The sequence below is a fragment of the Rhizobium sp. WYCCWR 11128 genome (genome assembly GCF_013416305.1).
Lineage (GTDB): Bacteria > Pseudomonadota > Alphaproteobacteria > Rhizobiales > Rhizobiaceae > Rhizobium > Rhizobium indicum.
This window is the reverse complement of sequence record NZ_JACCEZ010000018.1, coordinates 55,483-71,141: the sequence shown is the minus strand read 5'-3', so window position 1 is coordinate 71,141 and position 15,659 is coordinate 55,483. Positions and strand designations below refer to the sequence as shown.

Here is a 15,659-nt window from a genome sequence, read left to right as displayed (position 1 = left end):
AGCCTCATAGTTATCTATCTGATGTCAAATGATTTTTTTAGATACGAGTCTTGACCAATGGCCGAAAATCCGGAGCGGGCGTCAATCAGCCTCTCTGCTACATCTAGGGAACTGCGTGCAATTCAGTGCTTTGACAACTGCCGAGTCAATGCTATCGTTGGCTGCAGAAAACCGTTCGGGCTAGGCAACTATGGTAACAATCAAAGACATCGCAGCAATACTGCAAGTTTCACCATCGACCGTAGGACGCGCTCTTGCTGATGATCGGCGCATCAGCGCTGAAATGAAGCGGAAGGTGAACGAAGCGGCAACTCAAGTGGGATATGTCGCCAATCAGGCGGCCCGCATGATGCGCGGCGTTGAGAGCAATTTGGTTGGCCTGATCGTACCAGATATTCGGAACAGCTTTTATTCGACTATCGCTCACGCCCTCTCCCGCTGCCTTCTCTCTGCGAACTACCAGCTGACGCTTTGCGAAACGGATGACGATCGTCTGCTTGAGCTCCGTCACATCAAGGAGCTGACGAGTGTAAACGTAGCCGGGATAATCTTGGTCCCGAGCGCGAAACCTCTTCCCGACTCCGCTCGGTTTTTGAAGATGACCCCTCACATTCAACTGCTACGGAAGCAACAGCTGCTTGGCGAGCAATGGTTCGGCATCGATGACAGGCGAGCTCTCTACGAAAGCACAATGCACATCTTGAGCGAAGGTCATCGACGGATCGCTTACATCGGCGGTACAGAAGCTTTGCCAACAGGTGCAGCCCGCGTTCAAGGATTCCGGGGAGCGGTCAAAACCTCTTCTCATCAGGTTGACACCTACGAGGAACTCGGCGCGCCCTCGTCGCCAGAGTTCGGCAGGGAAGCCGTACGACGACTGCTGTCCCTGAAAGAGCGGCCCACGGCCCTCGTGATTGGTGCCGTGCAGAATACATCAGGCGTTATCGATGAGATACAGGATCAGGCGTTGAGCGTACCGCGAGATATTTCAGTCGTCGGCTTTGGAGATGAACTCGGGTATCGGTGGTGGGGGCCAGGATTAACAACGGTACAGCTGCCTGTTTCGCAGCTCGCGACCGCTTGTGGACTTTGGTTCCTGCACCACCTTCAGAATAAGGGCGACCTAGACACGCCATACAGCTTCATATCTCCGCCCCAATTGATTGTTCGAGGCAGTACGGCCGCACCATCCAATCATTGATAGCCAAAAGCAGAAAGAGGTGTCCGCCATTCGACGACACCTCTTTCCTAAGTCTACTTCCTACCCGCCGCCGCGACCTCGAACAAGGACGCTATGAGCTCGAAATAACCGGCGCACAACACAGAAACCAGACTAACTTGAAGTAGCAGGAGATCCACGAGCGCTACTTCTTGTATGCGTCCTCGAGATCAATTTTCAATGCGCCCATCAACCGCACGCCAGAATTGTACCAGGCAACGTTGATCGCCAATTCGACCAACTGCTTTTCGGAAAGGAATTTGGCGACCTCGTTCCAAACCTCGTCGGAGACATCGACATTTAGAGTGGAGTCCTTGGCGAAGGCCATGACCGCCTTCTCCTCTTCAGAAAAAAGGGCGGAGGTCTCGAAATAACGAATAGCTTGGAACTGCTCTTCGGTGAGCCCTGCCTTCAGCCCGTGCGAATGGTGATGAACGATCTCATATTCCGAGTTGGTGCAGTACCCCACGGTTAGGATCGCCATCTCCCTCAGCTTCGGACTGATGTCGGCAGCGCGAACTGCGTTGGCATAAGTCAAGAAGTCATTCAAAATTGCTGGCGCGTTCGCCAGTGCTAGAAAAATGTTTCCTGTCGGCACCTTTCTTTCCGCAAGCAGGCGCCCATTGAGTGCCGCTTGCGTTTCTGCCAATTCCGAATTCGGAACGTATCTAACTCGCGCCATTTCTCTACCCTCAGCTTGTCTCGACAATTTTCACCATTCAAGTGCCAGAAAACGGTTGGCAGCAAAAATCCAACATAGTGCTAACGTTAGCATCAATATCACCCGGCAACATGAAGTCAACCAAATTCTTCTCCTGCCAACATATAGGCGAGACTCCGGGTCACGCCCCTTGGAGTTGGCAATCGCCACAGTTAGAGCGGGCTACGGCTGATGCGGAGGGGCACCGATATCTGCGGTGCCCTTTTGAAGCTGTGGATGGGCTCAATATGCCGCAGCAACCACTGGATTCTTCAAAATGCCTATGCCGGGGATTTCCACTTCAAGATCATCACCTGGATTGATCGGGCCGACCCCAGCGGGCGTGCCTGTCATGATCACATCGCCTGGCAAAAGCGTCATGAAGCGGCTCAGATAAGCGACGATGTCAGCCACAGAGTAAACTAGGTCGCTGGTGTTTCCGGACTGCTTGATGGTGCCATTTTGACGAAGAATGACGTCGAGATTCGCCGGATCAAGGTCGGTTACGATCGCCGGGCCCATGGGCGCAAAGGTGTCGTATCCTTTGCCTGCCAAAAGGCAGCCAAACTTGCTTTCCTGACGCTGGATGATGCGGTCGCTGATGTCGTTGCCGCATGTATATCCAAGGACATGACCAAGCGCATCGTCATTGCTAATGTGTCGACCACCCTTCCCAATGATCGCGACCAGCTCAGCCTCGTAATGTACGATTTCGCCGTCTCGCGGAAATTCGATCGGATCTCCATTGCCGCTCGCCGCAGTGCTAGGCTTCATAAACAGGACCGGCAGTGTCGGCTGCTCTTTCCCGGACTCGTTGGTGTGCTCTCGGTAATTGTATGCCACACCAAAAATGCGCGGACGATTGACCGGGCACAGCAGGCGAACTTCGGACAAATCGTCCACCTTTCCAGTCCTCTCTATGGCGCCGAAGGGTTCACCAGCGATGCGCTGGACGCTGTCACCGTCCTCGACCCCATAGTGAATCCCATCGGCCGCCTCGTATCGCACAATCCTCATCTCGATCTCCTTTTTGCTAACGTTAGCGCATGAAGATAGCGGTCGTCAACGTTATCTCGGACTTTCAACGCCAGCTTCGAAGAGACTCGCAGCTGTCCGTAAGCGTCGCTTCCCTGCACACGGATTGGAATTTTGTCGTACATGTTCGCCCGGCAGACGCGGCAGCTTCATTCGCCATTCTGCTACCTCAAATCGCTTTTGCCGAAATTCGGTCCGCCATTTCTTAGGTATGGCCTAATAGTCCATTTCAGTCTTCGACATTCAGAACGCCCGTCGCCGGGCGTAATTCTGGGTTCAAGACCAGCGGTAGACGAACCCAGACTTCTCATCCTGCTCGGCCTTCCGGAACCGGGCAAAACGCGGGCCGATCAAAGCGAAGAACGAAAGGATATACCCATGTCGATTTCCAACTGGACTGTCGCTGCTGCGATTGGCCTTCTTTCCATGTCTTCCCTGGCCCACGCCGAGGATGAACCGAAGTACGGCACAGACATTTCCGTCGACACCGCGAAAGTCATTGCCGCCGCTGCGGTCAAAGAATGTGCGGCTCACAAATGGCCAATGGCTATTGCCGTGACCGACACGCATGGCGCACTTGTCTACTACGAAAAAATGGACGACACCGAACTCGGCAGCGCACAGGCGGCTCAAGAAAAGGCTGCCGCAGCCGCTCTCTACAAACGCCCGACCCGCGCCTTCTATGATGTAACCGCAAAGGCCGGTCCGTTCATGCTGACGATGCCCGGCGTACTCGCCGCTCCTGGTGCTTGGCCGGTAGTCAGGGACGGCAAGATCATCGGCGCGATGGCTGCCAGCGGCGGCACCGGCGACCAGGACGACGTCTGCGCAAAGGCTGGCCTCGCTGCGATGTAAGTCGCCGCCGCACCGAAAACTCCTTCTCAATCAAAGGAAAGATATCATGTTCAAGGCTCATCACTTGGATGTGGCATTGGTTCTCGCTGCTCTGGCAGCCCCGATCATATCGATGCTGCCAATGCCCACGGCCGCCGAAGCCGCAGAAACGTTCAGCGGAAGCAACGCCGACGTTCGTACGATCCTCGCCTATAAGGCGTCGGATGCCGCACTTCGAAAGTTCGTGCCGGAAGGCTGGGAACTGAGCACTTTCAAAGAAGGCCCCTCCGCAGGCGCAAATCTACAGGTCGAGTTCGTCGACCAGCTTTTCGCCGTTGGAGCCGACGGCAAAGTTGGCGCACCCTATCGGTACGTGCTCTTCGGGTTCCCGGTCCATCACAAGGGCAGCGACCAAGATGTCCTTATGCTGTTCGACGGACTCTCCCGTGGTGGCGCTGGCCCCTATGGAATTGCTGAACAGGCAACGGACAACGTTTATCGCTCCGTCCAGTACAGCTCTGCGCCAACCATGGTGAAAGAGGCCTGGACCTTCGAAGGCGGTGGCGAGATGGTTTCGCTGGAGACCGAATTCGAGCGCGGTCCGCTGAACGCGGAGAAAGCTGAAAGCCACGTTTACTCGCAGCTGAAGCCGAGCTTCTCGCGCATCTACCGTTACAATGAAGCCGCCGACGTGGTTCAGGCAGCGGGCTCAAAGAGCGATCGTCTTCATTCCTACACCTTCAAAGCAACCGGCGGCAAACTCGCCACGGTCTTTGACGGCTCGGAGAGCTTGATCTCGGTCACGTCACTCCCTGCCTACTCCCGAGACATTTTTGTCCCTACGCCATGACGAAAATGGTGGCGGTCCTATCCCGTACGTCAGTTTCGCTTCCCTAGAACACTGACGCGACCGCTTTAAGAGCCGCAGGCCGACAACCCTCATGTCCGGCCTGCGGCCAAACCTGTCTCCAACCATGGACAAGAAGACCCCATGACCCACCATCGTCAAAAATTTCGGACGCTTGCGGCAGAAGCGGCAATGATCCTTGGCGGCTTCATCTTCGGGACATCGGAATTTGCGGCAATGGGTCTCCTTCCCGAAATGGCGAAGGCAAACGGTGTGGCCGTCGATGTCGCTGGAGCGTCCGTCACGTCTTATGCCCTGGGTGTGGTCTTCGGCGCTCCCCTGATCGCAATCGTCTCGGCCCGGACGCCGAGACACTTATCTATCCTGGTACTCCTCGCCATTGGCGCTGTCGGGAACATCCTGACCTCCCTGACCGGAAATTTCCCCATGCTCATCGTTGCTCGGTTCGTTTCCGGACTGCCGCACGGGGCGTATTTTGGCATAGCTGCGCTGATCGCGGCCGCAATGGCTGGGCATGGCAGACGGGCAAAGGCTGTAGCTCGCGTCATGATGGGACTAAGTGTCGCCAACCTCTTTGGATCGCCGATCGCCACTTTCATTGGCGAAAGCACAAGCTGGCGAATTCCCTATTTCCTTCTCGGAGCGGTTGCCCTGGTAGCGGCCTTGGCATGTCACCTAGCGATACCGAAGATGCCCGCTGCCGAAGGTTCCGGCGCAGCCAAGGAAATGGGCGCTCTGGCAAGGCCACAGGTTTGGTTGACGTTTGCGATCGGCTCCCTTGGCCTGTCTGGTCTTTTCGCAGTCTACACGTACCTCGTGCCGACCTTGATCTCGGTGACTGGGATCGGTGAGCAGAAGGCGCCGCTGTTTCTCGTCATCATCGGCTGCGGAATGGTTGTCGGCAATTTCTTCGGAGGCTGGTTGGCAGATAAGGGCGTCATGCGTGCGATTGGGCTTCTTTTGACCTTGAATGTCATCACTTTTGCCCTGTTTCTGGTCAGCGTTCACAGCGCCGTTTTGATTGCCGTTGCTGCGTTTCTTGCAGGATTTTCTGCCCTTGCCCTCGTCGCCCCGTTGCAGGCGCGACTGATGGATGTGGCTGGACACGCTCAAAGCCTGGGTGCGATGCTTAATGGCTGCGCGATCAACGTTGCCAATGCAGTTGGAGCGGCGCTTGGAGGAGTGCTCATCACGACGAGATTTGGGCCTGCATCGACAGGTGTTGTGGGTGTCGGTCTCGGTATCGCAGCCTTGGTTGTGTTTTCGATCTCGCTCGAGATTGAGCGGCACCATCACAAACGGTTGTCATTGGGCTAGCAACCATTCGGGGCCTGGCTTGTTCTCCCGCATGAACTTGATGAAAGCACTAAGGGCGGCAGGCATCTGCCGCTTGCTTGGGTAAAACAGGTAAATACCCGAGACCCAAGAGCTCCAACCGTCGAGAACCCGGACAAGCTCGCCAGTGGCGAGCGCCTCCTTGACCAGCACCTTCGGGACCAGGCCGATGCCACCTCCGCCGCGAATGGCTGAGGCCAGGACGCGAAGGTCGTTTGCCACGAAATGCATACCGGTCGCCGGTTCAGCTTTCTCATCGCCGTTCGTCAGTACCCAAGGACGAACAATTCCGTCCCAGGAGGACCGCAAGCGGATGCACCAATGTTCGCCCAGCTCGGACGGCGTGGCAGGAGCCACCCGATTTCGGAGATAGTCGGGCGATGCCATCAAAACCTCTTCGAATGCATCGACGAGCCGAACGGCGACCATGTCCTTTTCTATCCGCTCTCCAACTTGGATCCCCGCGTCAATTCGGTTTTCAACAAGATCGACGTGAAGATCGTCAACCAGCATTTCAACCTCGATATCCGGATGGGTAGACAAGAACTGGCCGATCAGTGGCGCTGCAAGCAGTGTCGCAGCAGTTCGCGAACCAATGATCCGAAGGCGTCCGCCGGTCTCACTGCGGAAGCGGTTTAGGCCGTCCAGCGCCACATCAAGGCTTTCGAGCAGCGGCTCCAATGATTTCAGGAACTCGTCTCCCGCATCCGTCAGCGAGACGCTGCGGGTGGTTCGTGTCAGAAGGCGGACGCCGAGCTTCTCTTCAAGGCCGCGTAGAGTTTGACTAAAAGTCGGGACCGAGACGCCCGCATTCGCGGCAGCCCGCGTGAAGTTGAGCTGGCGTGCCACTTCTACAAAAGCCACCAGCTCCCGCATTTCAGGCCTATGCATAGAGCAGACCCCTGTCCTTCGTGATCAAGACACGTTGCCCGAGAGCCTGAGCAATGTCATCCCGTTCGCTTGTGGCCTATGGCCGTCGCGGAAACTCAGCGCTTGTTGCGCAGGATGCTCTTTATGCGCTCTTCAATTTCGTCGGATGTGCGATGCGGATGCTGCTGATGCAAGGATTCTGCGATCCTTCTCAGTTCAGAGGGGTCGCGGCTATTTAGTTTCCGATCAACGCCTAAGATGGCGTGTACGGCGATCAACAGATCCTGGTCGGTCGTCATCGAAAGCTTTCTGGGAAGGCAAAGAGCGCTACCGAGGTTCGTAGCGCTTCAACTGTTGCATGAATTCTTTGACGTGCGGGAAGAAGTCTGCAAACGGCGGCTTGGCGCGATGACGCAGCAGCACCTCAGCGAATAACTTGAACCCGATCGTCAGCTCGGCTGCCTCTTCGGGTGGAACGACTCTCTTTTCCTGAACCAGTTTCAGGATGTGCAACAGGTCATCATGATTGGTCACTTCGAAAACCAGAGGCTCCTTGGTGACCGCTACATCGCCGATTTCTTCCACGGCGACCCTGTACTTGTGGGGCATTACAAACTTCCTTGAGGGCAGCGGAAACAGCGCGGCGGCATCACGAGCTGGTCAATTCTCCACCCATTCGGTCAATCCAACGGGCGAAGTGATCCACCCAGGTCTCCAGGAAGCCCCGTGTAGACTCGTTGACGATGTTTAGGTCGGCGTCGAACAAATCCTCCTTCCAAGAAAGGTAAACCTCGGGCTGCCCCATCGTGACGACGTGGATCGAAGCCAAGACTGTCCGCAACTGGCTCTGGCCAACCGCCGAACCGATTGCGCCGGGCGACGTGCCAACCACAGCGCCCGGCTTGTTCGAGAAAACGTTCTTTCCATACGGGCGCGTGCCCCAATCGATGGCGTTTTTGAGAACCGGGGTGAACGAGCGATTATATTCGGGAGACACAAAGAGCACGCCATCGGCTTCCGAGATACGCCGCTTAAGCTCCAAAATGGACTCCGGTACGGTCTCCCAGAGGTCGTCGTTGTAAAGCGGGACATTGCTGAGGTCGACGATATCGAAGTGAAGGCGATCCTTGGCCAGGTGAGCGAGGACCTTCGCGAATTTTTTATTGATGGACTCGCGACGCAGCGAGCCAACGATGACTGCAACTTTCTTCATTTTCGCTCTCACGCTTGAATGAGCCGCATTGACAATCGAGTGCGGCGTCGGCGTCATGTATACAACGCATTAAATCAGTGTCAAGATATATCTTAGAGATGGCTTAGAGCTAACATGGCAAAGAGTGATATCAATGTTGAAGCCCCCGCTGGACGTCGAATGCTCGACGGCGATGAGTTGGGATATCTTTTATTGCTGTTGATGGAAGGCGAAGTGCCGCGGCACGGGTATGATTTAATCAAAGAGATCAAAACGCGGTCCGGTGGTAATTACGCACCCAGTTCGGGGATCGTTTATCCAAAGCTTTCCATGATGATGGATCAGATGCTCCTATCCTCGTCGGCGCCGAGCGATCAGAAACGTGCGTATGTGCTGAACGCGGATGGAAAACATTACCTCGATGAGCATCGCACGGAGGCGCAGGGTGTGCTGGCAAGGATCGAGGCTTTGCGTTTTCGTGGCACTGATGTGTCGGCCGGTCCTGTCGGACGCGCGATGCAAGGGCTGAAGACCGCCCTGGGTCAGAAGTTGGCGGGAGACCCTACCCGTGACCTTCAGTTGGATGTTGCGGATATTATTGACGAAGCGGTCCGTAAGATCGAGCGTCTTTGAGTACAGTTGCGACCCGTTGCTCCGGCAACTGCCTTCGGGCGCCGTGGTGCGCTGCTTTTTCGCCGCCGGCACTTTTGCCGTTGCATCCGTTTCAGCAACCGCGGTAACGGGGCCTGTCCTGTTTTCGTCAGCCATAAGTCATCTCCCTCTGTAGCCAAGAGTTCTTTTCGGCGGAGTGGAAGAGGGATTCAACGTCAGCGTGGATTGGATCAGCAGGCGCCTACTCGCTCTCGGAGGAGACGGGACGAAGAGAGGAGCCGGACGGAACCACGCATCTCAGTTCATTGGCAGTTCCGCATCGATGTGACCGGGCGGCAAACTTGGCTGACCGAGCCCGAAGAACGCGCGCGCGGTCAAGCAAGCGTCATCGCCTGGGACGCAGGCGCGGCAGACGTCAGGCCGAAGATCGTATACTTGACAGGATGTCTCTAAACCGACGCGACCGACCAGTGCGGAGCAGCGCGCACCGTCGCAACGCATCCCTTGCTGGTTCGCGGCGACGAAATGCGCCGGCAGCAAATCGAGAGCAGCGTCTGTTTCGGTGGAAAATCTGGGCCAGGTCGGCGAAAAGGAGCAGCAGGCTCCGCAGCCTTGGCAATCGAAATCGATCAATGATGTCATGGCACGCTCCTACCACACAGCCCGCCAAGAGCAAAGCCTTCGGCTATGCGCTTAACCTGGAGCGAGCGCATCTACCTTCATCAGGCTCCTCGAAGGCTCGTTCATGAAGTCGTATCTGTCCAAGTGAATTTGGGATCAATGGATATTCTTACTTCGACAGTTGCCGTCAGGCCGGCAATCAGATGCATGGTTTACCGCCGCCGTTGACGATGGGGCGGCTGGCGTGCTCCTGCAAGCCGTCGCCGCACTTGTCGACTTTCCTGACGAGGCCGGGAATGCGGCGCAGCATTTCCAACGGGAGGCGCGGCCTGTCAGGTGGCCTCGAGGATCATGTTGAGGGGCGTCTGGGCTGCACGCCGGATATGAGTGAAACCGCCTGAGCGGATCACCTCGGCCAATCGCCGCTCTCCCGCTTGCGCACCGAGTGCCAGCCCTGTCTCCTGCGCAAGCGAGGTCGGAACGCAGATCATCGTCGAGGCTGAGTAGTAGAGCCGTCCAACCGGATTGATATTCTCCTCCAGCGTATCTCCGGCCATTGGTTCGACCACCATCCAGACGCCGCCCTCTTTTAACGCCTTTCGGATATGAGCCGCAGCGGCTTTCGGGTCGCCCATGTCGTGCAAGCAGTCGAAGCAGGTGATCAAATCGAAATCTCGGCCGTCGAAATCCTGCGCCCTGCCGACCTCGAAGTGCAGGTTTGTCAGCCCGTGTGCCTGTGCGTGCGCGGACGCAGCGGCAATCGAGCCTGGATGGAAGTCGTAGCCGACAAACCGGGAATTGGGAAACGCCTGCGCCATCAGAATCGTCGATAGACCGTGCCCACATCCGACGTCCGCCACCTTCGCACCCGCTTTCAACCTATCGGTGACACCGTCGAGCGCCGGCAGCCAGTCCTGCACAAGAGCATTGACATAACCCGGGCGGAATAGTCGCGCGACAGCGCAGAACATGCAGCCAGCCTGATCACCCCAGGCAACGCCTCGGCCGGTTTTAAAGGCGGACTGCACCTTCGGCTGGTTCTCGACCATCGCAGCAGCGGTATCGAACGCGCCGATCAGATTGACCGGGCTGTCCGGCTCGGCAAACACGAAGGCCTGCTCGGGCGTCAGCGAGAACAATCCTCGCTCATGGTGCACATAACCCGAGGCTGCCTGTGCCGCCAGCCACTCGCGCACATAGCGAGGCGCGCATCCCGAGGCATCGGCAAGTTCGTCGGCCTTCACCGGCCCGACCTCCTTAAGCGTCCTGTATAGCCCGAGAGCATCTCCGATCCGTACCAGCGGCACGCTGACCGCTCCGCCAAGGTCGCCAAGGACGCGGCCCACCAGTTCATTGAGCGTTGTTTCGTTGATTTCCGTCATCTCGAATTCCTCCCGGTCTTCGGACGGCGTCTTGCCATCCGTGACGCCAAGGATGAGGCTTGCCGCCTCGGCGGGCATGAGGCGGTTGTCCCACGTCTGCGAAGAAATCCGCTGCTTGGAGGGGACACATGTCCCATCGGCACCGGTGGAGGTCTCTGTCTACCTGTAGAAGCGGGACTATCGGGAGAGCGCGACGACGATCGCTTGCGAGCGGCTATGCACGCCGAGTTTGGTGAAGATCACCGACAGCTGGTTTCGCACCGTCTTTGCACTCTTGCCGAGCCGTTCTGCAATCACGCGGTTGTCTAGCCCCTCCGCGACGAGGTCGAGAAGGGCGGCCTCGGCGGGTGTCAGACCGGCCTCACGAACTGCGCGCGGCTGCACGGCTCGATCCTGTCCGAGGAAGGCGGCAAGTTCGGCTTGAAACAGGTTCCACGCAGGCTCGTCCGGCAAGAGCACATGGTTTTTGCTCTCAAGCGGCAAGAAACGCGCGCCCGGAATCGCGGCGGCAAGCTTGCAACCCTGGTCAAACGGCACGCGCATGTCACCGCGGCTGTGTGCGATCAACGTCGGGACGCGCAGCATCGCCGCAAGGTCCAGCACATCGATCCCCTGCATCTGCCAAAGCAGTTGTGCGGCGACGTCGGGCGTTGCCGTTTGGCGCTCGAGATCGCCCCACCAGCGATGCTGTTCAGCTGTGCCGTCAGGGATAAAGAGATTGGTGAAGAACCGGCAAAACGCCGGATTATCGCGTCCCCAGCCGATGCGAACGAAATTGACAAGGGTCTCGGCTTCCAGCCGCTCGGCCTCGGTCTGGGCTCTGGCGCGGGCACCCTGACCATAGGCGTTCAAGAGCACGAGATGCGATACTCGCTCGGGATACTTGAGGGCGTATGCGATAGCGAGTGCGCCGCCCTGCGAAAGACCGAGGAGGACGAAGCGCGGCTCCTCGATCGACGCTGCCACCGCAGCAAGGTCTGCGTGCCACGCTTCGACCGAAAGGTCAAAGACATGCCGGTCCGACAGACCGCAGCCGCGCGGATCGTAGCGCACAAACCGGTTATGGGCGGACAGCGCCTGGAGCCACGGCCGCCACACCGGGCTTTCGAGATCGTAATCGACATGGCTCAGCCAGTGCGCCGCCCGCAGGATCACCTGGCCCTGCCCGCAAGACGCCATGGCGATACGGGTGCCGTCCTCGGCTGTAGCGAACCGTATGGTCTGACTGAGTTTCATCGGTCGAGAATATCGCAGCCGAAGATCGCATAACAGACCTATCTCCTAGAGGGGCGATTCCAATTGCTCCAGCGATGGCCTGTAGGTTGTGAATTTAATGATCTTCATGATGTGCCCAGTCTATGCGAGGATAAGGCCGGCAGCTTTGCCTGCCGCAGCCATGACGGCAGCGTTGGTGTTGCCGCTGACGATCGTTGGCATCAGAGACGCGTCTACGACCCGCAAGCCTCGTGTGCCCCGGACCCTGAGGCTGGTATCCAGGACCGCTTCCGGGTCGCTGTCTTGACCCATCTTGCACGTGCCGACAGGGTGATAGCCGGTTTTAACAGTGCGCTTGCAATGAGCGGCGAGGGCCTCGTCACTTGTCACGTCCGCGCCAGGGAATATCTCTTTGTTGATCAGCTCACGCATGGGGGAGGCTTCGAGAACCGTCCGGGCGAATCGGAACCCTGCAATGGTCGGGCGCAGGTCATCGGGATGGCCGAAGATCTGGGTGTCGACGATCGGGTTTTCGAACGGATCGCTCGACGCCAACGTCACCGATCCCCTCGCCCTTGGACGAAGCAGAAGCGAGTTGATCGTGACGCCATCACCAGGTTCGGTGCCCATGACGTCCCGGTCCAGGTAGACGGTAGGCACACAGAACATCTGGATCGTCGGCCGATCGTTATTACCGTCGGGGTCGTAGAACGCGCAGGTCTCGACCCCTGTCGTCGACACCGGACCCGTCTTGAACATGAGATACTGCAGCCCAGCTTTGATCATCGGCCAACCTCGGTCCGCACCGTAATAGCCAAACGCCCCCTTCGTGGTTGCAACGACCGGGCACTCGTAGTGATCCTGCAGGTTCTTGCCGACGCCAGGCAGCACGACTTTCTTCTGAATATTATGCTTGGTGAGTTCGTCATCCGGTCCAACACCAGAAATCATCAGCAGTTTTGGCGTCTGGTAGGCTCCAGCGGCGAGAATGATCTCCCCTGCGCTCGCGGATTTCCTGCTCCCCTTGCGTATGCAATCGACGCCGATGGCGCGATCTCTATCCATCCTGATCGAGGTGACAGTCGCTTCCGTCTCGACCGTCAGCAGCGGATCGCTCATCACCGGTGCGAGGAAGGCATCGACGGCGCTGGACCGCCTTCTGGTCTTCCAGTCTATGGTATGCTGCATGAATCCGACGCCAAACTGATGTGCGCCGTTGAAGTCCGGGTTGTAGGGGATCCCCATGGCTTGCAGGGTTTTCACGTAGGTCCGCGTCAGCGGCGATTGCGCGCTTCAAGACCGTGACTACGGCCTGGCTCCCGCTGGCTTATTGTCGACGGCGTCCGATCGCTCAGCAAAAAGCTGAGACAGTGCTTGCGACGCAGCAATGGCACGGGGAAAGCCTGCCGGAACCGTTATCATATAGATCACTTCCTTGAGCTCCTCCTCGGGAACGCCGATGTTGAGCGCGTATCCGGCGTGAACCTTCATCAAGTCTGTCAGGCCCATTGCTGCAAATGCAGCGACGGCGGCGAGTTGGCGCGTGCGGTTATCGAGACCCGGACGCGACCACACGTCTCCGAGAGCGTAGGCTTCGGTCGCTTCGGCGAGGAACGGAAACTCTTGCCGCATCGCTTCTAAATTTGGCTGTGTCGCGCCGTTGTTGAGGCTCCGGATGACAGCAGCACCGCGTTCGCGGCGCTCCTCCACCGTCTGAGCGAAGACCACATCCGGCGACACGGCCAAGAGCGCCGCAGTACCTGCGGCTGCAAAGTGTGAGCGGATATTCTGATACATGGAAATTCTCCTTGTTCGATCCATTTTGTCGGACGCGAGACCTGAGGACCCTCCCGCTCCGCTTTCGTCAGCGCCCCAACCCGGACCTTTGCCAAATGTGACCGGCCGAGTGAGAGCGGTGAAACGAAGCCCGCCGCGACCGGCGACCGATATCTTGCGAGGGGGCCGGATTTTTATCCGAATGTCTTCTGGGTCAAAAAGTACGGCGGACACGACGGCGAAACAATTTACGAATGGTGACAAGCTTGGTAAGCTTTACTGACCAATGGCCATCGATCTAAAACTCGTATCCGTATTCCTTGCCGTCGCGGAAGCGAAGAGTTTCCGCGGCGCGGCTGAACGCCTCGGCCTCACCCACTCGGCGGTGAGCCAGGCGATCCGACGGATGGAAGACCGGATGGGAGTTGCTCTCATACAGCGCACGACGCGGAGCGTCAGCCTGACTGAAGCGGGCATGCGGCTTTACGAGCGCGTTGGGCCCGCTGTCGCCGAAGTCGAACTGGCACTGGATGATGCCCAGGATCAGGGGGCCCAGCCGACAGGGATCCTGCGCCTCGCTGTATCGTCGATTGCCGAGCGGTTTATTTCCGGGCCGCTGCTTGCGAGCTTCACGCACGCCTATCCGGGCGTGCAGGTCGATGTAAACGTCACGGATGAGGAGTTCGATATCGTCGCCGAGGGTTACGATGCGGGTGTGCGGCTCGGCGAAGTGATTGAGCAGGACATGATCGCGGTACCGGTCTCTGGCAACCAGCGGCAGCTCGTCGTCGCCGCGCCGTCTTACCTGGAACGCTTCGGAAGGCCCGCAAATCCATCAGAGCTTTCGCGGCACTGCTGCATCGGCTGGCGTCCGGCGCCGGATGTGGCGCCGTATCGCTGGGAGTTTGAGGAGAATGGTCGGGAGTTCGACGTGGCCGTCAATCCGAGGATCACGACAAACGACATGGGTGTCATGGTGCGGACAGCATGCGCCGGCGGAGGCGTGACATTCGGCATGGAAGAAACGTTCAGGCCATATCTCGACCGGGGAGAACTGGTGTCGCTGATGGAGGAGTACCTACCGCCGTTCCCAGGTTTCTTTCTTTATTTCGCGGATCGGCGAAATCTGCCTCCGAAGCTGCGCGCCCTCGTCGATCATGTGCGCTATCGCTCCGACAGGAATGGACATGAAACGTCTTGGAAGGCGGGCTGAGGACGAGGATCGGTCTCAGCCAGTTCCTGTTCGATATCGGAGCCGACCGGTTGAGCGACCGCAGCATCATCAGCGGCTTTTCAAGATCCTTCGGTGAGCAGTCATAGTGCCGCCACAGAATTCAGCCCAATCAGGCTTGTTCAACAAGCGGATGGCGACAAGATGAGATTGCTGGCTCTCGTGGCTGCGGCCTTTTTGCTGACGGTCTTTCAGACCCAAGCCCAGATCTACGGGCCGTATGATGGATATGACGACTTTGGTGGATACGGTTACGACGATCCATACAGCCCCTATCCGCCACCACTCGATTACGATCCAGCGCCTCCCTATCAAGAGCCCCTGCATGATCGCAGGCAATCGCCGACAGGGCGTGCAAAAGGAACCATCGAAATCGTGACGAGCGAGCATACGCTCATTTACACCACCCCTTGGGGCGAGCAATTCGCTTACCCCATCGCGGTCGGCCGTGAGGGCAAGCAATGGTATGGATCTACGCGGGTCGTATCAAAGCGAGCGCATCCTGAATGGCGACCCACGGCCGGCATGCGGCAGAAGAACCCTCGGCTGCCAGCGGTCGTGAAGCCCGGCCCCGCCAATCCGCTTGGAACCCGCGCGATCTATCTCGCCGATGGCCTGCTGCGCATCCACGGCACCAACGACCCCTCGTCTATCGGCACCAATGCGTCGAGCGGGTGCTTTCGAATGTACCGTCAAGATGTAGAAGAGCTTTACGAGATCGTCCAGCCGGGAACCCAGGTCATCGTTCGGCGCTAGCTCTTGGCCGATC

Annotated in this window: 18 protein-coding genes; 7 read left to right on the top strand and 11 right to left on the bottom strand. The window is 58.0% G+C overall.

What is annotated here, in order from left to right; all coding sequences use genetic code 11:
- Positions 1–190 precede the first annotated feature (190 nt).
- Positions 191–1,201, top strand: a complete 1,011-nt coding sequence (locus HX898_RS31855; protein WP_180196732.1) for a LacI family DNA-binding transcriptional regulator — start codon at positions 191–193, stop codon at positions 1,199–1,201.
- Positions 1,202–1,364: 163 nt separating this feature from the next.
- Here the strand turns inward: HX898_RS31855 and HX898_RS31850 are convergent, their stop codons facing one another.
- Positions 1,365–1,868, bottom strand: a complete 504-nt coding sequence (locus tag HX898_RS31850) for a carboxymuconolactone decarboxylase family protein (protein ID WP_246697084.1) — start codon at positions 1,866–1,868, stop codon at positions 1,365–1,367.
- Positions 1,869–2,162: 294 nt separating this feature from the next.
- Positions 2,163–2,936: a fumarylacetoacetate hydrolase family protein gene (locus HX898_RS31845; RefSeq protein WP_180196730.1), complete on the bottom strand. Its 774-nt coding sequence runs from the start codon at positions 2,934–2,936 to the stop codon at positions 2,163–2,165.
- A gap of 396 nt (positions 2,937–3,332) precedes the next feature.
- Between HX898_RS31845 and HX898_RS31840 the strand changes: the two genes are divergently transcribed.
- From HX898_RS31840 to HX898_RS31830, 3 genes are all read left to right on the top strand, one after another.
- Positions 3,333–3,809, top strand: a complete 477-nt coding sequence (locus HX898_RS31840) for a heme-binding protein (RefSeq protein WP_062941766.1) — start codon at positions 3,333–3,335, stop codon at positions 3,807–3,809.
- A gap of 46 nt (positions 3,810–3,855) precedes the next feature.
- Positions 3,856–4,638, top strand: a complete 783-nt coding sequence (locus tag HX898_RS31835) for a hypothetical protein (protein WP_180196729.1) — start codon at positions 3,856–3,858, stop codon at positions 4,636–4,638.
- 141 nt (positions 4,639–4,779) lie between these two features.
- On the top strand, positions 4,780–5,973 hold the full coding sequence (locus HX898_RS31830; protein WP_180196728.1) for an MFS transporter: 1,194 nt from the start codon (positions 4,780–4,782) through the stop codon (positions 5,971–5,973).
- On the opposite strand, the gene HX898_RS31825 is transcribed toward HX898_RS31830, so the two are convergent.
- The 4 genes from HX898_RS31825 to HX898_RS31810 all read right to left on the bottom strand — a co-directional run bounded on the left by HX898_RS31825 (position 5,962) and on the right by HX898_RS31810 (position 8,074).
- The gene (locus tag HX898_RS31825) at positions 5,962–6,867 is read right to left on the bottom strand and encodes a LysR family transcriptional regulator (protein WP_246698009.1); all 906 of its coding nucleotides are present in this window, start codon (positions 6,865–6,867) and stop codon (positions 5,962–5,964) included. The two genes, HX898_RS31830 and HX898_RS31825, sit on opposite strands and share 12 nt — an antisense overlap.
- A 110-nt stretch (positions 6,868–6,977) precedes the next feature.
- Entirely contained in the window at positions 6,978–7,160 is a 183-nt protein-coding gene (locus tag HX898_RS31820) for a hypothetical protein (protein WP_180196726.1), read from the bottom strand.
- Between the two features lie 28 nt (positions 7,161–7,188).
- The gene (locus HX898_RS31815; RefSeq protein ID WP_180196725.1) at positions 7,189–7,470 is read right to left on the bottom strand and encodes a DUF3861 domain-containing protein; all 282 of its coding nucleotides are present in this window, start codon (positions 7,468–7,470) and stop codon (positions 7,189–7,191) included.
- 40 nt (positions 7,471–7,510) lie between these two features.
- Positions 7,511–8,074: an NAD(P)H-dependent oxidoreductase gene (locus HX898_RS31810; protein WP_180196724.1), complete on the bottom strand. Its 564-nt coding sequence runs from the start codon at positions 8,072–8,074 to the stop codon at positions 7,511–7,513.
- Between the two features lie 114 nt (positions 8,075–8,188).
- Between HX898_RS31810 and HX898_RS31805 the strand changes: the two genes are divergently transcribed.
- The gene (locus HX898_RS31805; protein ID WP_180196723.1) at positions 8,189–8,686 is read left to right on the top strand and encodes a helix-turn-helix transcriptional regulator; all 498 of its coding nucleotides are present in this window, start codon (positions 8,189–8,191) and stop codon (positions 8,684–8,686) included.
- 276 nt (positions 8,687–8,962) lie between these two features.
- On the opposite strand, the gene HX898_RS31800 is transcribed toward HX898_RS31805, so the two are convergent.
- The 5 genes from HX898_RS31800 to HX898_RS31780 form a co-directional block, all read right to left on the bottom strand.
- Positions 8,963–9,307 carry a YkgJ family cysteine cluster protein gene (locus tag HX898_RS31800; RefSeq protein ID WP_180196722.1) on the bottom strand — a complete coding sequence of 115 codons (345 nt, stop codon included), beginning with the start codon at positions 9,305–9,307 and terminating at the stop codon, positions 8,963–8,965.
- 311 nt (positions 9,308–9,618) lie between these two features.
- On the bottom strand, positions 9,619–10,668 hold the full coding sequence (locus HX898_RS31795; RefSeq protein ID WP_180196747.1) for a class I SAM-dependent methyltransferase: 1,050 nt from the start codon (positions 10,666–10,668) through the stop codon (positions 9,619–9,621).
- 177 nt (positions 10,669–10,845) lie between these two features.
- On the bottom strand, positions 10,846–11,904 hold the full coding sequence (locus tag HX898_RS31790) for an alpha/beta fold hydrolase (protein WP_180196721.1): 1,059 nt from the start codon (positions 11,902–11,904) through the stop codon (positions 10,846–10,848).
- 120 nt (positions 11,905–12,024) lie between these two features.
- On the bottom strand, positions 12,025–13,161 hold the full coding sequence (locus tag HX898_RS31785; RefSeq protein WP_281412000.1) for a GMC oxidoreductase: 1,137 nt from the start codon (positions 13,159–13,161) through the stop codon (positions 12,025–12,027).
- A 27-nt stretch (positions 13,162–13,188) separates the two neighbouring features.
- A complete protein-coding gene (locus tag HX898_RS31780) occupies positions 13,189–13,680 on the bottom strand; it encodes a carboxymuconolactone decarboxylase family protein (RefSeq protein ID WP_180196720.1) in 492 nt (163 codons plus the stop codon).
- 265 nt (positions 13,681–13,945) lie between these two features.
- Here HX898_RS31780 and HX898_RS31775 point away from each other — a divergent pair, with 265 nt between their 5' ends.
- Both HX898_RS31775 and HX898_RS31770 read left to right on the top strand, forming a co-directional pair.
- On the top strand, positions 13,946–14,872 hold the full coding sequence (locus HX898_RS31775; protein ID WP_180196719.1) for a LysR family transcriptional regulator: 927 nt from the start codon (positions 13,946–13,948) through the stop codon (positions 14,870–14,872).
- Between the two features lie 162 nt (positions 14,873–15,034).
- Positions 15,035–15,646 carry a L,D-transpeptidase gene (locus HX898_RS31770; RefSeq protein WP_062941776.1) on the top strand — a complete coding sequence of 204 codons (612 nt, stop codon included), beginning with the start codon at positions 15,035–15,037 and terminating at the stop codon, positions 15,644–15,646.
- Positions 15,647–15,659: the final 13 nt, after the last annotated feature.

Excerpts from the sequence above, each read along its gene's own strand:
- HX898_RS31855 (WP_180196732.1), top strand. The coding sequence starts at position 191 with ATGGTAACAATCAAAGACATCGCAGCAATACTGCAAGTTTCACCATCG.
- HX898_RS31845 (WP_180196730.1), bottom strand. The coding sequence starts at position 2,936 with ATGAGGATTGTGCGATACGAGGCGGCCGATGGGATTCACTATGGGGTC.
- HX898_RS31840 (WP_062941766.1), top strand. The coding sequence starts at position 3,333 with ATGTCGATTTCCAACTGGACTGTCGCTGCTGCGATTGGCCTTCTTTCC.
- HX898_RS31835 (WP_180196729.1), top strand. The coding sequence starts at position 3,856 with ATGTTCAAGGCTCATCACTTGGATGTGGCATTGGTTCTCGCTGCTCTG.
- HX898_RS31830 (WP_180196728.1), top strand. The coding sequence starts at position 4,780 with ATGACCCACCATCGTCAAAAATTTCGGACGCTTGCGGCAGAAGCGGCA.
- HX898_RS31825 (WP_246698009.1), bottom strand. The coding sequence starts at position 6,867 with ATGCGGGAGCTGGTGGCTTTTGTAGAAGTGGCACGCCAGCTCAACTTC.
- HX898_RS31820 (WP_180196726.1), bottom strand. The coding sequence starts at position 7,160 with ATGACGACCGACCAGGATCTGTTGATCGCCGTACACGCCATCTTAGGC.
- HX898_RS31815 (WP_180196725.1), bottom strand. The coding sequence starts at position 7,470 with ATGCCCCACAAGTACAGGGTCGCCGTGGAAGAAATCGGCGATGTAGCG.
- HX898_RS31810 (WP_180196724.1), bottom strand. The coding sequence starts at position 8,074 with ATGAAGAAAGTTGCAGTCATCGTTGGCTCGCTGCGTCGCGAGTCCATC.
- HX898_RS31805 (WP_180196723.1), top strand. The coding sequence starts at position 8,189 with ATGGCAAAGAGTGATATCAATGTTGAAGCCCCCGCTGGACGTCGAATG.
- HX898_RS31800 (WP_180196722.1), bottom strand. The coding sequence starts at position 9,307 with ATGACATCATTGATCGATTTCGATTGCCAAGGCTGCGGAGCCTGCTGC.
- HX898_RS31795 (WP_180196747.1), bottom strand. The coding sequence starts at position 10,668 with ATGACGGAAATCAACGAAACAACGCTCAATGAACTGGTGGGCCGCGTC.
- HX898_RS31790 (WP_180196721.1), bottom strand. The coding sequence starts at position 11,904 with ATGAAACTCAGTCAGACCATACGGTTCGCTACAGCCGAGGACGGCACC.
- HX898_RS31780 (WP_180196720.1), bottom strand. The coding sequence starts at position 13,680 with ATGTATCAGAATATCCGCTCACACTTTGCAGCCGCAGGTACTGCGGCG.
- HX898_RS31775 (WP_180196719.1), top strand. The coding sequence starts at position 13,946 with ATGGCCATCGATCTAAAACTCGTATCCGTATTCCTTGCCGTCGCGGAA.
- HX898_RS31770 (WP_062941776.1), top strand. The coding sequence starts at position 15,035 with ATGAGATTGCTGGCTCTCGTGGCTGCGGCCTTTTTGCTGACGGTCTTT.